This is a genomic window from Arthrobacter sp. StoSoilA2 (genome assembly GCF_019977195.1).
In the GTDB taxonomy this organism is placed as follows: Bacteria; Actinomycetota; Actinomycetes; order Actinomycetales; family Micrococcaceae; genus Arthrobacter.
This window is the reverse complement of the sequence record NZ_AP024643.1, coordinates 3,142,355-3,161,440: the sequence shown is the minus strand read 5'-3', so window position 1 is coordinate 3,161,440 and position 19,086 is coordinate 3,142,355. Positions and strand designations below refer to the sequence as shown.

Annotated in this window: 20 protein-coding genes; 18 read left to right on the top strand and 2 right to left on the bottom strand. The window is 60.4% G+C overall.

What is annotated here, in order from left to right; all coding sequences use genetic code 11:
• The first annotated feature begins 11 nt into the window (after window positions 1-11).
• From prmC to LDN82_RS14285, 18 genes are all read left to right on the top strand, one after another.
• A complete protein-coding gene (prmC, locus tag LDN82_RS14370) occupies window positions 12-884 on the top strand; it encodes a peptide chain release factor N(5)-glutamine methyltransferase (protein ID WP_224164683.1) in 873 nt (290 codons plus the stop codon).
• Between the two features lie 12 nt (window positions 885-896).
• On the top strand, window positions 897-1,739 hold the full coding sequence (locus LDN82_RS14365) for an L-threonylcarbamoyladenylate synthase (RefSeq protein ID WP_224164682.1): 843 nt from the start codon (window positions 897-899) through the stop codon (window positions 1,737-1,739).
• Window positions 1,736-2,521: a WecB/TagA/CpsF family glycosyltransferase gene (locus LDN82_RS14360; RefSeq protein WP_224164680.1), complete on the top strand. Its 786-nt coding sequence runs from the start codon at window positions 1,736-1,738 to the stop codon at window positions 2,519-2,521. Before LDN82_RS14365 ends, LDN82_RS14360 begins: the two co-directional genes overlap by 4 nt.
• Window positions 2,522-3,478, top strand: a complete 957-nt coding sequence (locus LDN82_RS14355; protein ID WP_224164679.1) for a glycosyltransferase — start codon at window positions 2,522-2,524, stop codon at window positions 3,476-3,478.
• Window positions 3,479-3,760: 282 nt separating this feature from the next.
• Window positions 3,761-4,879: an MraY family glycosyltransferase gene (locus LDN82_RS14350; protein WP_224164678.1), complete on the top strand. Its 1,119-nt coding sequence runs from the start codon at window positions 3,761-3,763 to the stop codon at window positions 4,877-4,879.
• A 113-nt stretch (window positions 4,880-4,992) separates the two neighbouring features.
• A complete protein-coding gene (locus LDN82_RS14345) occupies window positions 4,993-5,484 on the top strand; it encodes a hypothetical protein (RefSeq protein WP_224087988.1) in 492 nt (163 codons plus the stop codon).
• Window positions 5,471-5,806, top strand: a complete 336-nt coding sequence (locus LDN82_RS14340) for a hypothetical protein (RefSeq protein ID WP_224164676.1) — start codon at window positions 5,471-5,473, stop codon at window positions 5,804-5,806. Before LDN82_RS14345 ends, LDN82_RS14340 begins: the two co-directional genes overlap by 14 nt.
• 81 nt (window positions 5,807-5,887) lie before the next feature.
• Window positions 5,888-6,688 (top strand): F0F1 ATP synthase subunit A, encoded by an 801-nt coding sequence (gene atpB / locus LDN82_RS14335; RefSeq protein WP_224164674.1) that lies wholly within the window; start codon window positions 5,888-5,890, stop codon window positions 6,686-6,688.
• A 77-nt stretch (window positions 6,689-6,765) separates the two neighbouring features.
• On the top strand, window positions 6,766-6,969 hold the full coding sequence (gene atpE / locus LDN82_RS14330) for an ATP synthase F0 subunit C (protein ID WP_009356484.1): 204 nt from the start codon (window positions 6,766-6,768) through the stop codon (window positions 6,967-6,969).
• A gap of 56 nt (window positions 6,970-7,025) precedes the next feature.
• Window positions 7,026-7,583: a F0F1 ATP synthase subunit B gene (locus LDN82_RS14325; protein WP_224087986.1), complete on the top strand. Its 558-nt coding sequence runs from the start codon at window positions 7,026-7,028 to the stop codon at window positions 7,581-7,583.
• Complete coding sequence (locus LDN82_RS14320; protein ID WP_224087985.1) at window positions 7,583-8,410, top strand: F0F1 ATP synthase subunit delta; 828 nt, start codon at window positions 7,583-7,585, stop codon at window positions 8,408-8,410. The genes LDN82_RS14325 and LDN82_RS14320 overlap by 1 nt, the downstream gene beginning before the upstream one ends.
• 85 nt (window positions 8,411-8,495) lie before the next feature.
• A complete protein-coding gene (gene atpA, locus LDN82_RS14315) occupies window positions 8,496-10,133 on the top strand; it encodes a F0F1 ATP synthase subunit alpha (protein WP_216924164.1) in 1,638 nt (545 codons plus the stop codon).
• 76 nt (window positions 10,134-10,209) lie between these two features.
• Window positions 10,210-11,100, top strand: a complete 891-nt coding sequence (locus LDN82_RS14310; RefSeq protein ID WP_224087984.1) for a F0F1 ATP synthase subunit gamma — start codon at window positions 10,210-10,212, stop codon at window positions 11,098-11,100.
• 84 nt (window positions 11,101-11,184) lie between these two features.
• Window positions 11,185-12,636, top strand: a complete 1,452-nt coding sequence (gene atpD / locus LDN82_RS14305) for a F0F1 ATP synthase subunit beta (protein ID WP_144649785.1) — start codon at window positions 11,185-11,187, stop codon at window positions 12,634-12,636.
• A 1-nt stretch (window position 12,637) separates the two neighbouring features.
• Window positions 12,638-12,922: a F0F1 ATP synthase subunit epsilon gene (locus tag LDN82_RS14300; RefSeq protein WP_216923952.1), complete on the top strand. Its 285-nt coding sequence runs from the start codon at window positions 12,638-12,640 to the stop codon at window positions 12,920-12,922.
• 10 nt (window positions 12,923-12,932) lie between these two features.
• The gene (locus tag LDN82_RS14295) at window positions 12,933-13,364 is read left to right on the top strand and encodes a DUF2550 domain-containing protein (protein WP_224091077.1); all 432 of its coding nucleotides are present in this window, start codon (window positions 12,933-12,935) and stop codon (window positions 13,362-13,364) included.
• A 5-nt stretch (window positions 13,365-13,369) separates the two neighbouring features.
• Window positions 13,370-14,668, top strand: coding sequence for an alpha/beta hydrolase-fold protein (locus LDN82_RS14290; protein WP_224164672.1), 1,299 nt, complete (start codon window positions 13,370-13,372; stop codon window positions 14,666-14,668).
• Window positions 14,650-17,163, top strand: a complete 2,514-nt coding sequence (locus LDN82_RS14285; RefSeq protein ID WP_224164670.1) for a DUF2156 domain-containing protein — start codon at window positions 14,650-14,652, stop codon at window positions 17,161-17,163. The genes LDN82_RS14290 and LDN82_RS14285 overlap by 19 nt, the downstream gene beginning before the upstream one ends.
• A gap of 176 nt (window positions 17,164-17,339) precedes the next feature.
• Here the strand turns inward: LDN82_RS14285 and LDN82_RS14280 are convergent, their stop codons facing one another.
• Together LDN82_RS14280 and LDN82_RS14275 are read right to left on the bottom strand one after the other, a co-directional pair.
• Window positions 17,340-17,543 (bottom strand): cold-shock protein, encoded by a 204-nt coding sequence (locus tag LDN82_RS14280; RefSeq protein ID WP_018776337.1) that lies wholly within the window; start codon window positions 17,541-17,543, stop codon window positions 17,340-17,342.
• A gap of 279 nt (window positions 17,544-17,822) precedes the next feature.
• Window positions 17,823-19,070 (bottom strand): amidohydrolase family protein, encoded by a 1,248-nt coding sequence (locus LDN82_RS14275; protein WP_224164669.1) that lies wholly within the window; start codon window positions 19,068-19,070, stop codon window positions 17,823-17,825.
• Between the last annotated feature and the right edge of the window lie 16 nt (window positions 19,071-19,086).

Genomic DNA, 19,086 nt, shown 5'->3' with positions numbered 1-19,086 from the left:
AGGGCATAGATATGACGATTTTCCCAGGCCAGAGCCTCGCGGACGCCGTTCGCGAGGCCACTGCGGTTTTATCCGACGCCGGAGTCCCCACCCCGCGCGTCGATGCAGAACTTCTTGCGGAGCACCTGTTGGGCGTGGGGCTGGGCCGGTTGCGGGCAATGCTCCTGGGTGATTCGGCCGCACCTGAAGGCTACGCCGAACTGGTGGCTGAGCGTGCCGGGCGCGTCCCGCTTCAGCACATCACCGGCGTCGCGTATTTCCGCCACCTTGAGCTGCGGGTGGGCCCTGGCGTATTCATCCCCAGGCCCGAAACGGAATCCGTTGTCCAGCTTGTCATCGACCACGTGGCCGGAATGTCCCACCCCAAGATCGTGGACCTCGGAACCGGTTCCGGAGCCATTGCCGGTTCAATCGCCCAGGAGGTTCCAGGGGCTGAGGTCCATGCCGTGGAGTTCAGCACTTTAGCCCATGCCTGGGCCAGCAGGAACCTTGAACCGCTGGGCGTCCACTTGGTCCAGGGAGATCTTAGGGATGCCTTGCCCGAGCACAACGGCTCCTTTGACGTTGTGGTGTCCAATCCTCCGTACATCCCTGCCGAAGCCATCCCGAACGAGCCGGAAGTTGCGCTGCATGATCCGCCCGAAGCACTGTACGGCGGGGGAGCGGATGGCATGGAACTCCCGACGGCGGCAGCTGCCACCGCGGGCCGCCTCCTGAAAGCCGGCGGCTACTTCGTGATGGAACACGCAGAAGTCCAGGCGGAATGGATCACCGGCATGTTGCGTCGAGCGGGACGTTGGCAGGACATCACAACGCACTTTGACCTCAACGGCAAGGAACGTGCCACGAGCGCGGTGCTGGCAAACAAGGCTTCTGATGAGTGAAAGAATAGCGCTGTGACCACAACCTACAATTGCACTTCCGATGACCAGCGGGCTGAAGGACTTCAGCACGCGCAGCGTGCCATCAGCGAAAAGAAGTGCATCGTGCTGCCGACGGACACCGTGTACGGCATTGCAGCTGACGCCTTTTCCCCCTTGGCCGTGACAATGTTGTTGGCTTCCAAGGGCCGTAGCCGGCAAATGCCCCCTCCGGTCCTGATTCCGCGCATCAATGCCCTGGACGGACTCGCGAGCGATGTATCCGCCAACGCCAGGGCCTTGGCGCAGGCGTTCTGGCCCGGTGGATTGACGCTCATCCTCCACGCCCAGCCGTCTTTGGATTGGGACCTGGGTGATACCAAGGGCACGGTGGCCCTGCGGATGCCCGACGACGAACTCGCACTGGAGCTCCTGGGCCTTACCGGCCCGCTGGCTGTGTCATCGGCCAACCGCACGGGCCAGGAAGCAGCACAGACCGCTTCAGAGGCGCGGCTCCAGCTCGCAGATTCCGTGGAAGTTTACCTTGAAGGCGGCTTCCGGCCCGTGAAGGGTACTGCTGCACTGCCTTCCACCATCGTGGATGCGACCTCCGAACCCTTCCGGGTGGTACGTCAGGGCGCCATCTCCCTGGAACGCTTGCGTGAAGTTGTTCCTTCCGTCCTCGGCGTTGACGAGCCTGTACCTTCTGTTGCTCCGGCGGCAGAAACCGCGGCAGCAGCACAGGAAAATCCTGTCTCCGAAGCGGCCACGGCGCAGGACGCACCTGTCGAAGTAACGGAAGCACCCGCCGTCGAGGATCCGGCGCCTGCTGTATCAGCATCGGCACCCGACGCCCCACGTGAAGCCAAACCCGAATGATTCCGGAACGCCAGCGCGTCCCCGTCCTTGACGTAGACGCGACTCCGCTGCGCGTCAATGAATTGATCGATGCACTGGACGCACTCATCTCCACCGGAACCACCCGCACTGTGCTCGGACACAATCTTCACAGCATTACGCTGTTCCACTCGTGCGCAGATTTCCGTTCACTTTACGATCAAAGCTCGATCGTCCTCCTCGACGGCGCCCCGGTAGCCATGCTTTGGGGCTTGGCCCACAAACGGCAACTGAAGCCCCTGGGACAAGGCCCCATGGCCTACCGGCTTGGATCCATGGACTGGATCCCGGCTCTTGGGGGAGTGAAGGGGCTGGAACGGGTGGCCGTGATCGGCGCCGGACGGGCGGCAAATACGCAGGCGGTGGCCCGGCTGCGCACCATCATTCCTGATGCGACGGTAGATGGAATGCCCGGCGAAGGATGGGACGATGCCTTGGAAATGGCTGTCGTGGAGTGGTTGGACCGCTTCCGTCCTCAACTGGTGCTGCTGGGCCTGGGCATGCCGCTCCAGGAGACGGTGCTGCATCGGCGACTCACTCAGTTTCCGCCCGCTGTGTATTGTGCCGTTGGCGGTGCCATTGAACAGGTGGCCGGCGTCCAGAAGCTCGCGCCGCGTTGGCTCGGGCGCCTTGGGCTCGAATGGGCGTGGCGCCTGGTTCTCCATCCGGGCCGTGTTGCCTACAGAGTTTTTGTTGAACCGTGGAAGTTGGCGGGCCTGTTGATTCGGCGCCACTTCCAGCCATCCCAGACCAAAGGCAAGTAAATGATGTCCAAACCCGTTGTGGTCGCCGTTGTGGTGACCTATAACCGGCGTGAACTCCTTGAGACCACCTTGGCCGGAATCACCGCCGGGACCGAGGTGCCGGACGCCGTCGTCGTCGTGGACAACGCGTCCACAGACGAAACTGCGGAATTCCTCAGGGCCTATCGGGGCCCTGTGCCCACGGACGTTGTTACGCTCAACGCCAATGTGGGCGGCGCCGGGGGATTTGTTGTGGGCATGGAGCGCGCAGTCCTGGACCACGGTGCTGACCACGTCTGGATCATGGACGACGACACCGAACCGCAGCCCGGCGCACTTCGCGAGGCGCTGGATGTGTCCGAGGCTTATGAACAGGAAACCGGGGAAGCTCCCGCGTTCATCGCCAGCCGGGTGGTGTGGACGGATGGTCGCGACCACCCAATGAACCGCATGCGTCCACGCATCGGTGCCAGCGAGGCGGCGCGCAGCACGGCTGCCCGGCTCGGAGCGGTTCAGATCCGCAGCGCATCCTTCGTCTCTGTCCTGATTCGCGCTGACGAGATCCGGCGTCACGGACTGCCCATTGCCGATTACTTCATCTGGAACGATGACCTCGAATACACGGCCAGGGTTTCGCGCCGGGGAACTGCCCTGGCTACCAATGCGTCGATTGCCAGTCATCACACCAAAGTGTTTGGAGATGCAGGGGCGGACCCCGGCCCCCGGTTCTACTACGAAGTTCGTAACAAGCTCTGGGTCTACACGAGATCCAACGCCCTGGCTCCTTGGGAAAAGGTCCTCTTTACGGGAGCTTCGCTACGCAATTGGGCCAAGACCATTGCTGCGTCGTCAAACCGCAAGGTACTGCTTGATGGCTTGTTCAAGGGCCTGCGCCATAGTTTGAGGGCGCCCCGGTCCAATGCCGAAGTGCTCAAGGGGATCTACGCCCTGCGTAACGTCCAGGAGCCTGCCAGGTAGAAGCCGGCCGCGTGGCTACAGCACATCAGCTGTAGTTTTGCGGCTGCGTCACGCCGGTGGCCACGACCATTGGCATTAGTATCGTGACTAGAGTCCACAGAAATCCCAGCATCATTTGGCACAGCCGGTGCAGGCATGGCGACGGAGTAGTTCCATTTATCGACAGACAGAAATCCACACCTTGACCTGCCCGGAACTACACGGCTTTCCAGCGATGCACCGGCTGCATACGTTGATCCGTGCAGCTGATTCCGGCATTGTGCTGCTTTCCGGAGCCGCGTCATGATTATGTACCTGCTGATGGCGCTCACGGCTGCCTTGGTGTCCTATGCCGGCACGTGGGGAGCCCGCGTACTCGGAAACAAATTACGGCTTTACCGTCCCATCCGCAGCAGGGACATGCACTCCGCACTCATCTCAAAACTGGGCGGGCTTGGCATCTTTGCAGGCTTTTTTGTTGCCCTTGTGGTGGCAAGCAACTCGTTCTTCGTGAAGGACATATTCAGGCATAACGATGCTCCGTGGGGCATCTTGGCCGGAGCAGTCGTGATCGTCGCAGTGGGGGTCGCGGACGACATCCTCGATATCCGCTGGTGGATCAAGCTCCTGGGGCAGGCAGCAGCGGCTTTCATCGTCGCCATTTGGGGTGTGAGGATGTCCGTGGTTCCGTTCATCCCCGAACCGATCGTGATTGAATCCGAGCTCGTCCAGATTGTCCTGACAGCAGGGCTGATTGTTACCACCATGAACGCCGTCAACTTCATTGATGGGCTGGATGGATTGGCTGCCGGTGTAGCCACCATAGGCGGCGGGGCCTTCTTCCTCACCGCGTACTGGGTTCATCGGAACAACCCATCCACTGACAATTCAGACCTTGCGACACTCCTGATGGCGATCCTGGTGGGCGGCTGCATAGGATTCCTGCCGCACAACTGGTTTCCTGCCAAGATCTTCATGGGGGACTCCGGTGCCATGCTCATCGGTCTCCTCATGGCTTCAGCCGGCGTAGTGGCAACGGGGCAAATCGGATCCGGGCTCTATGACCGCGCCAACGGCATCCCGACGATCATCCCGATCCTCCTGCCGTTCGCCGTGCTGTCCCTTCCGCTCCTGGATTTCGGAATGGCAGTGGTTCGCAGGACCGCCCGGGGACAGTCTCCTTGGTCCGCAGACCGTGGGCACCTCCATCACAAGCTGGTGGACCTCGGCTACTCGCACCGCACCGCCGTCGTCATGCTTTATGTCTGGACGTGCATCCTGGCGTTCGGCGGGGTGGCGTTCGCAGTGTTCCCCTGGCAGATTGTGTTGATCGTGGTGGTTGTTGCTGCTCTCGTCATGGCCGCTGTTACCGCATGGCCGTACTTCACGCGGAATACCGAGGGCCCGGGGGAGCGCTCATGACTTCCGGTTATGGTCACAGTTCTATCTCATGTAGAATTCTTTCTGCGGACAGTCACTCGCCCGTAACCCCACTTTGAGAATATGGCACCCGTGCCACGAGGATTGGTATCCCCATGACATCCAACGCCGATTCCGGACGCCCGTCCGGTAAACGTGCTGTTGGAGTTTCCGGGGAAACCTCCAACCTGTGGCTGCGCTTGCTGCTCTTGAGCTCCGCTGCTGCTCTGGCCGGATTGCTCGTGACGAGTATCGTCGCAGCGTTCATGAATGGTGGCCAAGGTGCGCTTTCAGCAGCATTCGGTGCCGCGCTGGTCATGCTCTTCTTTGCGATCAGCCTTCTGATCGGTCATTTCGTTGGCCGCAATAATCCTTCCGGCGCGGTCGGCCTGTTCGTGGCGACGTACTTCGTAAAAGTCGTCGGCTTTGCCGTGATCCTCTTTGTGATCGGTACTCCTGCCTGGTTGCACGGCCGATGGTTCGTCATCGGCGCAGTTGTGGCTGTCATCCTTTGGCAGTCTGCAGAGATTTACGGTTTCAGCAAAGCCCGCCTCCAGATCTACAACGATCCTGCGGATGGGAAGGGTGGTACGGATGTCTCTGCGTAAGCGCAAGTCCCAGCTGTCAAGCCACACTCCGTCGCAAGGTTCGGCCAACGATTCTGCCGACGCCGGAAACGATGGTGGATACAACGCCGGCATCGCCGTCTTCAGCTACATCGTTGGCGGGATCATTGTCTGGAGTTTGATAGGCTGGGGTCTGGATAATCTGTGGGGGACCCGCTGGATTGTGCTCCTTGGCGCTCTGCTGGGAGCCGCAGGAGGGTTCTATCTTTCCCATATGCACGGCCTCACCAGGCAAAGCTCTTCTTCTGGCGAGAGCAACGCAGACAGCGGTCCGTCCACGGACGGGGACAGTAATGCCAAATAATTTCACACGGAATATGGATGCGTCGAGCGCGTCCGGCTTCCAACCAATGCCCAATGATGGACACAGCAGAGAGGAAACGCGTTGATCGCGCTTGCGCTCCCCGCCCAGGATTCGGGGTCATTCACCCCACCCGGAATCGACGAAATGCACCTGCCGGCAATCCTGCCTTGGGGTGCGCACGATGGCTTCTCCAAGCAGATGCTGCTGGTGATCCTTTCGGTCGTCATTATCGCTACATTCTTCATCCTCGCTGCACGTAAGCAGCAGCTGGTTCCCGGCAAGCTGCAGTTCGCAGGCGAAATGGCCTATGGCTTCGTCCGCAACAGCATCGCCAAGGACATCATCGGCGGCAAGGACTTCATCAAGTACGTCCCGCTGTTGTTCAGCTTGTTCTTCTTCATTCTGGTGAACAACATCTACGGCGCCATCCCGCTGATCCAGCTCCCGAGCTTCTCGCACGTTGGCGGCGCCTATGTGCTGGCCGGCATCGTGTACTTCACCTGGATTGCCATTGGCATCAAGAAGAACGGGCTGAAGTATTTCAAGCTCGCAACCGTTCCCTCCGGTGTGCCGTGGTACATCCTGCCGATCGTTGTTCCGATTGAAATCATCTCCAACTTCCTGGTCCGCCCCGTTACGCACAGCCTCCGTCTGTTCGCGACCATGCTGGCCGGCCACCTGATCGTCATGCTCGCCGGTTCCGGTATTGAGTTCCTGATCATGCAGGAGAACGTCCTTTTGAAGGGCACCTCGGTTCTCGTCCTTGTTGGCGCTATCGCCATGTACATGCTCGAGGCCCTCATCATGGCCCTGCAGGCCTACGTGTTCACGCTGCTGACCGCGATCTACATTGAAGGCGCCCTGCACGCCGACAGCCACTAGGCTCAAAAACTTCCCCTTGAGGGGATTGAAGTAAACCAAACAACCTGCCACATGGGTGGCATCTTGAAAGGAAAAAAATGGAAGGCAATCTCAACCTCGTAGGTTACGGTCTGTCCGCAATCGGCGGTGGTATCGGTGTGGGTCTCGTATTCGCGGCTTACATCAACGGTGTTGCTCGTCAGCCGGAAGCTCAGCGCGTGCTGCAGCCGATCGCATTCCTTGGTCTGGCACTGACCGAAGCTCTTGCCATCCTCGGCCTCGTCTTCGCTTTCGTTCTCTAGTCTTCGACTTTCGAACAAAGCGAATTCCGCAACCGAGTAGATAGGACGGGTGAAATATGAATCAGCTGATCATCTCAGCCGCCACTGAAGGCGAAGAGGCCGCTAACCCTCTCGTTCCCAATGTTTGGGAAATGGGCGTCGTCCTCGTCGGCTTTGCTGTCCTCCTGTACATCGTGGTCAAGTTCATTGTCCCGATGTTCGAGAAGACCTTCGCAGAGCGCGCCGAAGCGATTGAAGGTGGCATCGCAAAGGCAGAAAAGGCACAGGCCGAAGCTTCTGCAGCTCTTGAAGAGTACAAGCAGCAGCTCACCGACGCCCGCGCCGAAGCCAACCGGATCCGCGAAGAAGCACGCGCTGAAGGCGCCCAGATCCTCGCGGACCTCAAGGCCAAGGCTGCTGCCGAGTCTGCCCGCATCACCGAGCAGGCACACGCTGCCATTGAGTCCGAGCGCCAGGCAGCCGTTGTCTCGCTTCGCTCAGAGGTTGGCACTTTGGCTACCACGTTGGCTGGCCGCATCGTTGGTGAAGCACTCACTGATGATGAGCGTGCCGCACGCGTTGTGGACCGCTTCCTGGCAGATCTGGAGACCCAGAACGCAGGTGCAGCTAAGTAATGGCAGGTATATCGAGCGAATCGCTGACCACGGCGCTGGCGCAGTTGGAAGCCAAGCTTCCTTTTGCCTCGCTGCAGTTGGCAAAGGACCTCTTCGGAATCCTGGGAACGGTGGACAGCTCGGCTGGCTTGCGCCGCGCCCTGACTGACCCGTCCCGTAGTGGAGACGAGAAGTCGGCGCTGGTCAAGCAGCTGGTTAGCGGAAAAGTCTCCGCTGATGCTGCTGAAATCGCGGGCGGACTGGCTGGCTTGCGCTGGGCATCTGCACGCGATATCGGCGATGCACTCGAGACTCTTGCCGCCACGGTTGTCATTGCCGTAGCTGAAAACAAGTCGGCCGTTTCTGCCTCTGGTATTACGGGGCTGGAAGAGCTGGAAAACGATCTGTTTGCTTTCAACCAGGCCGTCGCTTCCAGCCACGAAGTACAACGTGCTCTGTCTGAGCCGCAGGCATCCGCCGCGGCCAAGGTGGTCCTGGCCGAGAAACTTGTTCCTGGCAGCAGCGAGGAAGCAAAGGTTCTCATTGGCCAGGCCGTAACTCAGCCGCGCGGTGTCAAGCCGAGCAAGCTCGTCGAGTCCTTCGCCAAGCTTGCAGCCAAGCGTCAGCAGCGCTGGATTGCAACTGTCAGCGTTACCCGTCCGTTGACGGAAACGCAGGCCAGCCGTCTGCAGGCCGGGCTGAATGCCCTGTACGGCCGCGAGCTGAAGGTCAACGTCAATGTTGACCCCCGCCTGATTGGTGGAATCCGGGTTCAGGTGGGTGATGAAGTGCTTGACGCTTCTGTTATCGGCCGCCTGACCGACCTCCGCCGTCAGCTCGCTGTCTAGCGAAGACAAAGCACAACTTAACTGATATAAAACCCGGTCATCGTGAGCAACGATGATCACGAAAACAGGAGAGCAGGGACTGCAGATGGCCGAATTGACCATCAACGCCGACGACGTCCGTAATGCGTTGAACGAGTTCGCGGCGTCCTACGAACCCGGAAACGCAGAGCGCGTAGAGGTTGGTCGTGTGACCACCGCAAGTGACGGCATCGCCCGTGTTGAGGGTCTTCCCTCGGTCATGGCGAACGAGCTGCTTCGCTTCGAAGATGGCACGCTGGGCCTCGCCCAGAACCTTGACGTCCGCGAGATCGGTGTCATTATCCTCGGTGACTTCACCGGTATCGAAGAAGGCCAGGAAGTTCACCGCACCGGTGAGATCCTGTCCGTTCCGGTTGGCGATGCCTTCCTCGGTCGCGTTGTCGACCCGCTGGGCCAGCCGATCGACGACCTCGGCGAGATCAAGGCCGAGACCACCCGTGCACTGGAACTCCAGGCTCCGGGCGTCACCGAGCGCAAGTCGGTTCACGAGCCGATGCAGACCGGCCTCAAGGCTATCGACGCCATGATTCCGATCGGCCGCGGCCAGCGTCAGCTGATCATTGGTGACCGCCAGACCGGCAAGACCGCAATCGCTGTGGACACCATCATCAACCAGAAGGCCAACTGGGCTTCCGGCGATGTTACCAAGCAGGTACGTTGCGTCTACGTTGGTGTTGGCCAGAAGGCTTCCACCATTGCCGCAGTACGCCAGACCCTTGAGGACCACGGCGCGCTGGAGTACACCACCATCGTGGCCTCCCCGGCCTCGGACCCCGCCGGATTCAAGTACCTGGCACCGTATGCAGGCTCGGCCATCGGCCAGCACTGGATGTACGGTGGCAAGCACGTTCTGGTGATCTTCGATGACCTGTCCAAGCAGGCTGAAGCCTACCGCGCCGTGTCGCTGCTGCTGCGTCGTCCGCCGGGACGCGAAGCTTACCCCGGTGACGTCTTCTACTTGCACTCCCGCTTGCTGGAGCGTTGCGCAAAGCTCTCCGACGAGCTCGGCGCAGGCTCGATGACCGGTCTTCCGATCGTCGAAACCAAGGCAAACGACGTTTCCGCCTACATCCCCACCAACGTGATTTCCATCACGGATGGTCAGATCTTCCTCCAGTCGGACCTCTTCAACGCCAACCAGCGCCCTGCTGTTGACGTTGGTGTGTCCGTCTCCCGCGTTGGCGGCGCTGCCCAGGTCAAGTCCATGAAGAAGGTCTCCGGTACCTTGAAGCTGGACCTGGCCCAGTACCGCGACATGCAGGCATTCGCCATGTTCGCCTCTGACCTGGATGCGGCTTCCCGCCAGCAGCTGACCCGTGGCGCACGCCTGATGGAACTGCTCAAGCAGGGCCAGTACTCACCGTTCCCGGTTGAGGACCAGGTTGTTTCCATCTGGGCCGGCACCAACGGCTACCTGGACGACGTCCCGGTTGAAGACATCAGCCGCTTCGAGTCCGAGTTCCTGGAGCACCTGAAGCACAAGTCCTCCATCCTGACCACGCTGGCTCAGACCAACGTCCTGGATGACGACACCGCCGCAGCCTTGAAGGAAGCAATCGTTTCCTTCAAGAAGGGCTTCTTCGGTGAAGGCGACGACCGTCTGGTTGGCGCCGGCCACGAAGAGCACGAAGCGATTTCCGGCGGCGACGTCGACCAGGAAAAGATCGTCAAGCAGAAGCGCTAGTTTCGATGACCTGTTCTGCCGGGGTCCTCAAGGGCCCCGGCAGGGCAGTACGTCGGGAACTTAGGAAAGGATAAGTATGGGAGCCCAGATTCGGGTCTACCGTCAGAAGATCAGCTCGACGACGTCGATGCGCAAGATCTTCAAGGCGATGGAACTGATCGCTACCTCGCGCATCGGTAAGGCCCGCGCCCGCGTAGCAGCTTCACTGCCTTACGCGAACGCGATTACCCGTGCCGTTTCTGCTGTCGCAAGTCAGAGCGAAATCGACCACCCGCTGACCACTGAGCCGGAGCAGATCCGCCGTGCCGCAGTCCTGATTATCACTTCAGACCGTGGCCTTGCAGGATCCTACTCCGCGAGTGTGCTGAAGCAGGCTGAAGGTCTCACCGAGCTTCTTCACGCAGAAGGCAAGGAAGTCAAGGCGTACCTGGTGGGCCGCAAGGCGCAGGCGTACTTCGATTTCCGCAACCGTGACTACGCCCGCAATTGGACTGGCGGCACGGATGCACCGGAATTCGAAACCGCACAGGAAGTCGGAGCTGCACTCCTCGAAGACTTCGCCACCGACTACGAAGAAGGTGGCGTGGACGAAATCCACGTCGTATACACCCGCTTCAAGTCCATGGTGACGCAGGAGCCGACGGTTATCCGTTTGCTTCCTCTGGAAGTCGTCGAAGAAGAAGCCGCTTCGGAGTCCGACCTGCTGCCGTTGTACGAGTTCGAACCGGAAACGGAGCAGGTCCTTGATGCCCTGCTTCCGCGTTACATCGAATCCCGCATCTTTGCAGCCATGCTGCAGGCCGCAGCTTCCGAGCTCGCAGCCCGCCAGCGTGCCATGAAGTCGGCCGGTGACAACGCTACGGAACTGATCAAGAAGTACACGCGCCTTCGCAACACGGCCCGCCAGGCCGAGATTACGCAGGAGCTTTCCGAAATCGTGGCCGGCGCCGACGCCCTCGCGTCCTAGCCGGTAACGGATTCGGCTCGAAGCCGCACCTGCACCAAACAGATAAACTTAACCCCACGCCATCTACTGAGTGAAGTGAGAGAGATGACTGCCACTGCTACCGAACACGTAGCAACGGCCGGTGCCACCGGCCGCATTGCCCGTGTTATTGGTCCGGTTGTCGACGTCGAATTCCCGGCTGACGCAATCCCCTCGATTTACAACGCTCTGACCACTGAGATCACACTCAATGGCCAGACCAAGACCATCACGTTCGAGACCTCCCAGCACCTGGGTGACAACCTCGTCCGCGCCATCTCCCTGCAGGCTACCGACGGACTCGTCCGCGGTACCACCGTGCAGGACTCGGGTGCTCCGATCTCCGTGCCCGTCGGCGACGGCGTCAAGGGCCACATCTTCAACGTCCTCGGCAAGCCGCTGGACGTCGAAGAATCCGAGATCAAGGCTGACGCCTACTGGCCGATCCACCGCAAGGCTCCGGCCTTCGCTTCCCTCGAGGGCTCCACGGAGATGCTCGAGACCGGCATCAAGGTCATCGACCTCCTCACCCCGTACATCAAGGGTGGAAAGATCGGCCTGTTCGGTGGCGCCGGTGTTGGCAAGACCGTTCTGATCCAGGAAATGATCACCCGTGTTGCCCGCAACTTCGGTGGTACTTCCGTATTCGCCGGTGTTGGCGAGCGTACCCGTGAAGGTAACGACCTCTGGGTTGAAATGGAAGAGGCCGGCGTTCTCAAGGACACCGCCCTTGTCTTCGGCCAGATGGATGAGCCGCCGGGAACGCGTCTGCGCGTGGCCCTGTCCGCACTGACCATGGCGGAGTACTTCCGCGATGTTCAGAACCAGGACGTGTTGCTCTTCATTGACAACATCTTCCGCTTCACGCAGGCAGGTTCGGAAGTTTCCACGCTGCTTGGCCGTATGCCGTCCGCTGTGGGTTACCAGCCGAACCTTGCTGACGAGATGGGCCTCCTCCAGGAGCGCATCACGTCCACCAAGGGCCACTCCATCACGTCGATGCAGGCTATTTACGTGCCTGCTGATGACTACACCGACCCGGCTCCGGCAACGACCTTCGCACACCTCGACGCGACCACGGAACTTTCCCGTGAAATCGCCTCCCGTGGTCTGTACCCGGCCGTTGACCCGCTGACGTCGACTTCCCGCATCCTGGACCCCCAGTACATCGGCAAGGACCACTACAACACGGCTGTCCGTGTCAAGCAGATCCTGCAGAAGAACAAGGAACTCCAGGACATCATCGCCATCCTCGGCGTTGACGAACTGTCTGAAGAAGACAAGATCGTCGTGTCGCGTGCACGCCGTATCCAGCAGTTCCTGTCCCAGAACACGTACACCGCCAAGCAGTTCACCGGCGTTGAAGGCTCCACCGTGTCCATCAAGGACACCGTGGAAGGCTTCACCGCTATCTGCGACGGCGAGCTGGACCACATCGCAGAGCAGGCGTTCTTCAACGTCGGTGGCCTGGATGACGTCGAGCGCAACTGGGCCAAGATCCAGGAACAGACCAAGTAGTATGGCTGAGCTCGAGGTTGAGATTGTCGCAGCGGACCACTTTGTGTGGTCCGGCGCGGCCAAGATGGTGAAGGCCCGCACCAGCGATGGTGAAATCGGAATCCTGCCGGGCCACTCGCCCCTCCTGGCCATCCTGGCCGAGGGTGAGCTGGCAATCCAGCCGGTTTCCGGTGACCGTATTGCGGTAGTTGTTGACGGTGGTTTCTTCTCCGTCGACAACGATCGTGTGGTCATTGTTGCTGACAACGCCCAACTGGGCGAAGCGGCTACAGCGGGGATCCGATAGCACGACCTTGATGGACGATTCCCTTATTCCGTTCATCGCCCTGGCAACGGCGTTTGCGTTGCTGATTTTTTCACTGTGCCTTTTTGGGGTGCGCCGCTTCAATCTGCGGCGCGCCCTGGGCACGGTCGACGCCTCCATTTGCACGGCTGGAAACAGCTGGCAGATGGGGGTTTGTCGTTATCAGGACAATGAACTTGAGTGGTTCCGCTTGATGTCCCTGAGCGTGATCCCAAAACACAGATATAAACGCAGCTCGTTGGAGCTGCTTGGCCGGCGTCAACCCACTGAGGATGAGCTCGTCAAGGTGCAGCCCGGCGTCGTCGTGGTTGAACTCCAATATGAAGGTAAGAAGTTCATGCTTGCCATGAACTTCGATGCCTATGCCGGTCTTTCTTCCTGGCTCGAGGCCGGACCTGTCATCGGCGTCGGAACCTGGCGTTAGGCCCCATGGATTTTCTTCTGGACGTCAGCCTTGTTGATGGACCATTCCTGTGGTTGAGCATTATCGGCGGTGTGGTGGGAGCCGCGTACCTTCTATGGAGGCGTCAGCGTTCCTGGCCACTGGCCGTCGCGGCCTGCGTGGCGGGTGGCGTCGCCGTTGTGGCGCTGGCCCACTGGGTCCTGGTTGATCTGCTGGCCATCTTCTCGGAAAACCTTCCCTTTGAGACCCTGGGGTGGTCGGTTCCGGCTGTCGCGGCCGCTCTGCTGTTTGCGACGCGATTTCCCCGTGCCACGTGGAAAAGTCGTGCCCGCGGCCTGATAGCGACGCTGGGCGTGGTTCTCTTGAGCGTTGTCCAGGTCAATGCCTACTTCGGACTGAACAACACGGTGGCTGACCTTCTAGGTACTGCCGTCGCCCGTATCCAGCCCTTGGAGGGCAGCCTTCAACGCGCTCCGGACAGCAAGCCTGGACCTGCGCCGTCGGTTTGGAGAGCTCCCGAGTCAATGCCGCGGGGCGGCATCCTTCGAAAGTCCCAGATCCCGGGAAACATATCGGGCTTCACAGCACGGGAGGCCTACATCTACCTGCCTCCGGCCTATCAAACCGCAGCACGGCCAAGCTTGCCGGTGCTGGTGCTTTTTTCAGGCCAACCCGGGGGCCCCGCCGACTGGTTAACAGGGGGCCAACTCCGTGCGCAACTGGACAGGTTTGCTGACGCCCATGGCGGGATCGCCCCCGTCGCGGTCGTGGTGGACCCAAACGGCTCGGCAAGCGCCAACACGTTATGCATGGACAGCCGCATCGCGCAGGCTGACACCTATCTCTCCCAGGACGTACCTGCCTGGATCAGCTCCACCTTGGATGTATCAAACGATCACCGGCTGTGGGCAGTGGGTGGCTTTTCGTATGGCGGTACGTGCGCGGTACAGATGGGGACAAAGCATCCGGAATTGTTTACTTCGGTAGTGGGTTTTTCCGCTGAGCGGGAGCCATCGCTGGCGAAGGACCGGAACAAGACCATCGCAGACTCGTTCGACGGCGACGTGGCCGCTTTCGAGTCAAGGACCCCTTTGTTTTTGATGCAACAGCGGGATTACGCGGGCAGCGGCCTGTACTTGGCAGCGGGCGCCACGGATACCGAGTTCACAGACTATATGCACGTTCTTGCCGACGCTGGAACGGCAGCGGGATTTAGCGTCCAAGCACACTCAATCCAGCACGCCGGCCACTCGTGGGATGCTGTGGTCCGGGGTATGCCTGATGCGCTGGATTTCTTGTCTTCCCGTTGGGGAATAGTCCAGTGAGCCTTGCCCTGAAGGGCGTCGTGCAGCCCGTCTTGAGGCAAGCCGCCAAACATCTCCGTGCTACTCCCTTCACCACGCTCGTGCTTGCGCTGTTCGTGGCCGTGTCCGTTGTGTCCGGCAGCATCCTTGGGGGTCCTGCGGAATCGTTGCTGCCTGTGGCGGGCGTGACCCTGGCTGGGCTGCGGTCGGGGGAGTGGTGGTCTATCTGGACGTCATTGTTCTTTACGACCAACCTGCTGGCGTTTGTCACTGCTGCGCTCATGATCCTGTTCCTGTTGGGGCTTGCAGAGCGGCGATTCGGCTTCTTCCGGACGGCCGGGGTCTTCCTGGGCAGCCAGTTTGCATGCGTTGCGGCATTCCTCCTGGTCACCCAGGTGGCGCGGTACATGGATGATGGTTGGATCTCCAGGATGGTGGATACCCGGCTGATAGGACCCTACGGTGCCTTGATCGCCACAGCGCTTGCCGCCAGCGCCATGTTGCCAACGCTTTGGCAACGACGATTGAGGACCGTGGTCCTCTCCTTGTCCCTGCTGCTCGTGCTGTACATCGGGCACGCCGAGACCTTGATGGGGCTTGTGGGAGCTTTGTTGGGCCTGGGGGCTGCGTGGTGGACGCAGAGCAGCCAAGGTCACCTTCACCTGCACCGCTCCACAGGCCGTGAAGTGCGGAACCTGCTGGCCCTCACCATGGCCATTTTCGCTGCCGGCCCCATACTGACCGCTGCAGCCAAGAGCCCTTCGGGACCTCTGGCCTTGCTGCGGGATGTCATCCTTAACCCGCTCCCCACTCTGAGCCAACTGGAAAGCAATTGCGGCGGCACCATTGACGTGGCTTGCCTCGAGCTAAGCCGTCAGGGCTATACGGGTCCGTTTGGCCTGGCACTTGCGGTTGTGCCTGTGGTCTTGTTGCTGATCTGTGCCGACGGCATGCGGCGTGGGCGGCGCCTGGCGTTGGGGATAGCGATCGGTGTCCAGTTGGTCGTAGTGGCCCTTTCGACTGTCTACTTGAGCCTTTTTGCGGGCATTCCAATGCCCCCGGGACGTCAAGCGGCGATGTTGAACCCGGCAGTTGTGCATCTGATCCCCTTGGTCCTGGTTCCGCTTACCCTGGCGGTCCTGTTGTTTGCTTATCGTGGACACTTCCGGGTCGAATCCTCTGCCCGTTTGCGGCGGCGCGTCTTTTGGCTGGTTGGCCTCACAGGTGCGTCCCTGGCGCTTGCATACACTGCCGTATGGCTGGCCTCGGGCGGCATGACGCGCGACGGCGGCCCGCTGGGTTTGGGTGCAGAGCTCGCCCGGCAGTACCTGCCGGTTCCGTTGCCCAGCGTGTACCGCAAGGTCTTTGCTGAGCGCGACGCTTTTGAAGTCTTTCTGTTCTCCTACTCCGGGACCGTCTTCTGGCTTGTGGCGTTGATTGGAGTCTGGATACTCCTCATCCGAGGCCATCATGCTGCCGGCTTGGACCATCAAGGGCGGGACCGTGCACGCGAGCTGGTGAAAGCCGGTGGTGATTCGTTGTCGTGGATGGCGCTCTGGGAGCCGAACAAATATTGGTTCAATCCTGGCGGTACGGGGGCAGTGGCATACCAGCAGCACGGCCATGTCGCCCTGACCTTGGCAGGTCCCGTGGGCCCGGGGGAGCACCATGTAGAGACTGCTGGAGGATTCCTTGATTTCTGTTCCCAGCATGCCCTGATACCTTGCCTCTACTCATGTACAGATGAGTTGTGGCCCATGCTTCAGGCCCGCGGCTTTCGAAGGGTTGCTGTCGCGCAGGAAACCCGGTTGAGGATCAGGGGTTTGGAGTTCCGCGGCAAGGAATGGCAGAACGTCAGGACGTCCCTCAACCGGGCAGCAAAGATGGGGATCACTGCCACATGGGGCCGGTACGACGGTTTGCCCCATGCGCTGCGTGCACAAGTGGGCGAGGTGTCTGAAGAGTGGGCTGCACAAAAACGCGTACCTGAAATGGGATTTACGTTGGGCGGCCTGGATGAACTTGAGGACCCTGACGTGTTGTGCTGCGTCGCCACTGATGCTGAAGGTTTCGTTTATGGCGTCACCAGCTGGCTTCCTGTCTACCGGAACGGCAGTGTTGTCAGTTGGACCCTGGACTTCATGCGTCGCCGCGGCGATGCCTTCCCGGGAGTGATGGAATTCCTGATTGCCTCCGCCATCCTCCATCTCAGGGAGTCGGTGGAAGTTATCTCGCTCTCCGGTTCGCCCTTGGCGCGGGAGAAGGACGAGATTGATCAGCAGGCCGAGGGACTTGCCGGCATGTTGGACTTGGTTGGCCAGGCCCTGGAACCCGTCTATGGGTTCCGTTCCCTTGCTTCCTTTAAGTCACGGTTCCAACCCGATTACCGAACTTTGTATATGTATTACCAGGAGCCGTTGCACCTGCCCGCAATAGGCAGGGCGCTGAGCCGCGCATACCTTCCGGGATTGTCCGTGCGGCAATCTGCCAGACTGCTGCGGACACTGGTTGCTTGAATTCACGACGTCTTTTCTCTGAGGCCGTTTAGCATTTCTTCACGCTTTGTAACAAGGGTTGTTGAAATATCAGACATTTCATCCGACATTCCGGCTGTTAAACACGTTGATCCCGACTGGAAAGTCGGGACCAACGTGTTTGTTGAAACTCCAACAAACAAAACCAACAGCTAAGACTAGACGACCGTAACGCCGGTTGCCTGGGGGCCCTTGGCGCCCTGACCGATCTCGAACTGAACGCGCTGGTTCTCATCGAGGGTCTTGAAGCCACCGGTCTGGATCTCGGAGTAGTGAACGAAAACATCCCCATCCGAGTCATCCGGGGTGATGAAGCCGAAGCCCTTTTCAGCGTTGAACCACTTGACGGTTCCCAGTGCCATGTATTTCTCCTCATTATGGAACAGCAGTCCGATACACCTCGTACCGGCCCTTGTTACTCCGCGAGAAGATCCGGATTCCGTCCAGGCTTGGCCTGTCCGGTTTCGCAGGAGCTTCACGCTCGCAACTCGTCTTGCGAGCATGAAAACCACCTACACAAAGACTGCTACAACACTTTCATGTGGCGTGCCGGAGGTCAACGGTCTTTAAGGCAATTCGGGAAAATTTTCGGTAAAAAGAAGGTAACGCGGACAACCGCAATTCGCCGCGATCTGATTGTCCTAAGCCAACCACTGTCCGTTACGCATGACCGCAGTAAGGCCGAGTTCCTGATCGGTTGTAACAACGTCAGCGCGAAGGCCGCGTCGCAATCCACCCACCTCGTCAGAGAGTCCAAGAATGGCTGCAGGCACTGCAGTCGCTGAGCAGATGGCGTCCGGAAGGGCGACGCCGGCGGCCACCGTCTTGCGGACCACTTCCAGGAGCGTGGCCGTGCCCCCTGCGATGGAGCCGGTGGCATCCAGGGTTGCCACGCCATTGCTGACGGTCACCGGCGACGGTCCGAGCATGTAGTTTCCGTCCGAAAGCCCCGCAGCGGCCATCGAATCAGTCACCAGGAGAATGTTGGCGGCACCCACCAACTGAAAAACGGTGGCCACGGTACTGGGGTCCAGGTGGGTGTCGTCGGCGATGAGTTCCACCACCGCCTTTCCCGCCTGGGCGGCCCGCAAGCAGGCAGCAACAGGGCCTGGCGCGCGGTGATGCATGGGCGGCATCCCGTTGAAAAGGTGCGTCACTGTCGGTAGCGAGCTGACGCCGTCGAACCCTGCCGATTCCAGTCCCTCGCGGGCCGCAGCCAACGATGCAGCGGCAGTGGCGTCGTCACAATCCGTGTGTCCCAACGAGGGCGTCACGCCGTGGAAGGTCATTAAGTCCACCAGGGCAGCGGCCCCGGGCAATTCCGGGGCATACGTCATAGTGGCAAGTTTGCCGGCGGCAGCGCCCACGAGTTCGTTCATGAGGTCCAGGTCCGGCTCCAGCAGGTAATCCGGGTTCTGGGCGCCGCATCGTGCATGGGAGAGGAAAGGACCCTCCAAATGGATGCCGGCCACCAGACCTTCGTCGACGAGCTTCACGTAGAGTTCGATCCCGCGAAGGAGGTCCTCCCGGGGCGCCGTAACCATGCTTGCGAGGAAAGTTGTGGTGCCGGAGCGGTGCAGGAACTCTACTGCTTTACGGGCCGAGGCCTCCTCTCCGCCTGGAAAGTCACCACCATTGCCGCCATGGCAGTGGACGTCCACCAAGCCAGGGAAGATGAAGTGGCCGCTGGGCGCACCAATGCGTATGGCGTGCCCGAAGCCTTCAAACGCGTCCGCGTCAAAGCCGTCCGCCGGCCCTGCGTAGGCGATGCGGTCGCCGTCGATGGCCAGGAGGCCGTCTTCCACCACCACGCCGTCACTTACGAGCGTTCCCGTGAGGATTTGCTGGCTGGGCGCGGAAGAATGGACGAAATGGTCTGCGGCAGTCATGACTCTGATTCTAGTG

Bases quoted from the DNA above. Each gene is read 5' to 3' on its own strand.
- LDN82_RS14290 (WP_224164672.1), top strand. From the start codon at position 13,370: ATGGATTTTCTTCTGGACGTCAGCCTTGTTGATGGACCATTCCTGTGG.
- LDN82_RS14320 (WP_224087985.1), top strand. From the start codon at position 7,583: ATGGCAGGTATATCGAGCGAATCGCTGACCACGGCGCTGGCGCAGTTG.
- LDN82_RS14340 (WP_224164676.1), top strand. From the start codon at position 5,471: ATGTCTCTGCGTAAGCGCAAGTCCCAGCTGTCAAGCCACACTCCGTCG.
- atpA (WP_216924164.1), top strand. From the start codon at position 8,496: ATGGCCGAATTGACCATCAACGCCGACGACGTCCGTAATGCGTTGAAC.
- prmC (WP_224164683.1), top strand. From the start codon at position 12: ATGACGATTTTCCCAGGCCAGAGCCTCGCGGACGCCGTTCGCGAGGCC.
- LDN82_RS14295 (WP_224091077.1), top strand. From the start codon at position 12,933: ATGGACGATTCCCTTATTCCGTTCATCGCCCTGGCAACGGCGTTTGCG.
- LDN82_RS14325 (WP_224087986.1), top strand. From the start codon at position 7,026: ATGAATCAGCTGATCATCTCAGCCGCCACTGAAGGCGAAGAGGCCGCT.
- LDN82_RS14275 (WP_224164669.1), bottom strand. From the start codon at position 19,070: ATGACTGCCGCAGACCATTTCGTCCATTCTTCCGCGCCCAGCCAGCAA.
- LDN82_RS14310 (WP_224087984.1), top strand. From the start codon at position 10,210: ATGGGAGCCCAGATTCGGGTCTACCGTCAGAAGATCAGCTCGACGACG.
- LDN82_RS14350 (WP_224164678.1), top strand. From the start codon at position 3,761: ATGATTATGTACCTGCTGATGGCGCTCACGGCTGCCTTGGTGTCCTAT.
- LDN82_RS14280 (WP_018776337.1), bottom strand. From the start codon at position 17,543: ATGGCACTGGGAACCGTCAAGTGGTTCAACGCTGAAAAGGGCTTCGGC.
- LDN82_RS14345 (WP_224087988.1), top strand. From the start codon at position 4,993: ATGACATCCAACGCCGATTCCGGACGCCCGTCCGGTAAACGTGCTGTT.
- LDN82_RS14300 (WP_216923952.1), top strand. From the start codon at position 12,638: ATGGCTGAGCTCGAGGTTGAGATTGTCGCAGCGGACCACTTTGTGTGG.
- LDN82_RS14360 (WP_224164680.1), top strand. From the start codon at position 1,736: ATGATTCCGGAACGCCAGCGCGTCCCCGTCCTTGACGTAGACGCGACT.
- LDN82_RS14355 (WP_224164679.1), top strand. From the start codon at position 2,522: ATGATGTCCAAACCCGTTGTGGTCGCCGTTGTGGTGACCTATAACCGG.
- atpD (WP_144649785.1), top strand. From the start codon at position 11,185: ATGACTGCCACTGCTACCGAACACGTAGCAACGGCCGGTGCCACCGGC.
- atpE (WP_009356484.1), top strand. From the start codon at position 6,766: ATGGAAGGCAATCTCAACCTCGTAGGTTACGGTCTGTCCGCAATCGGC.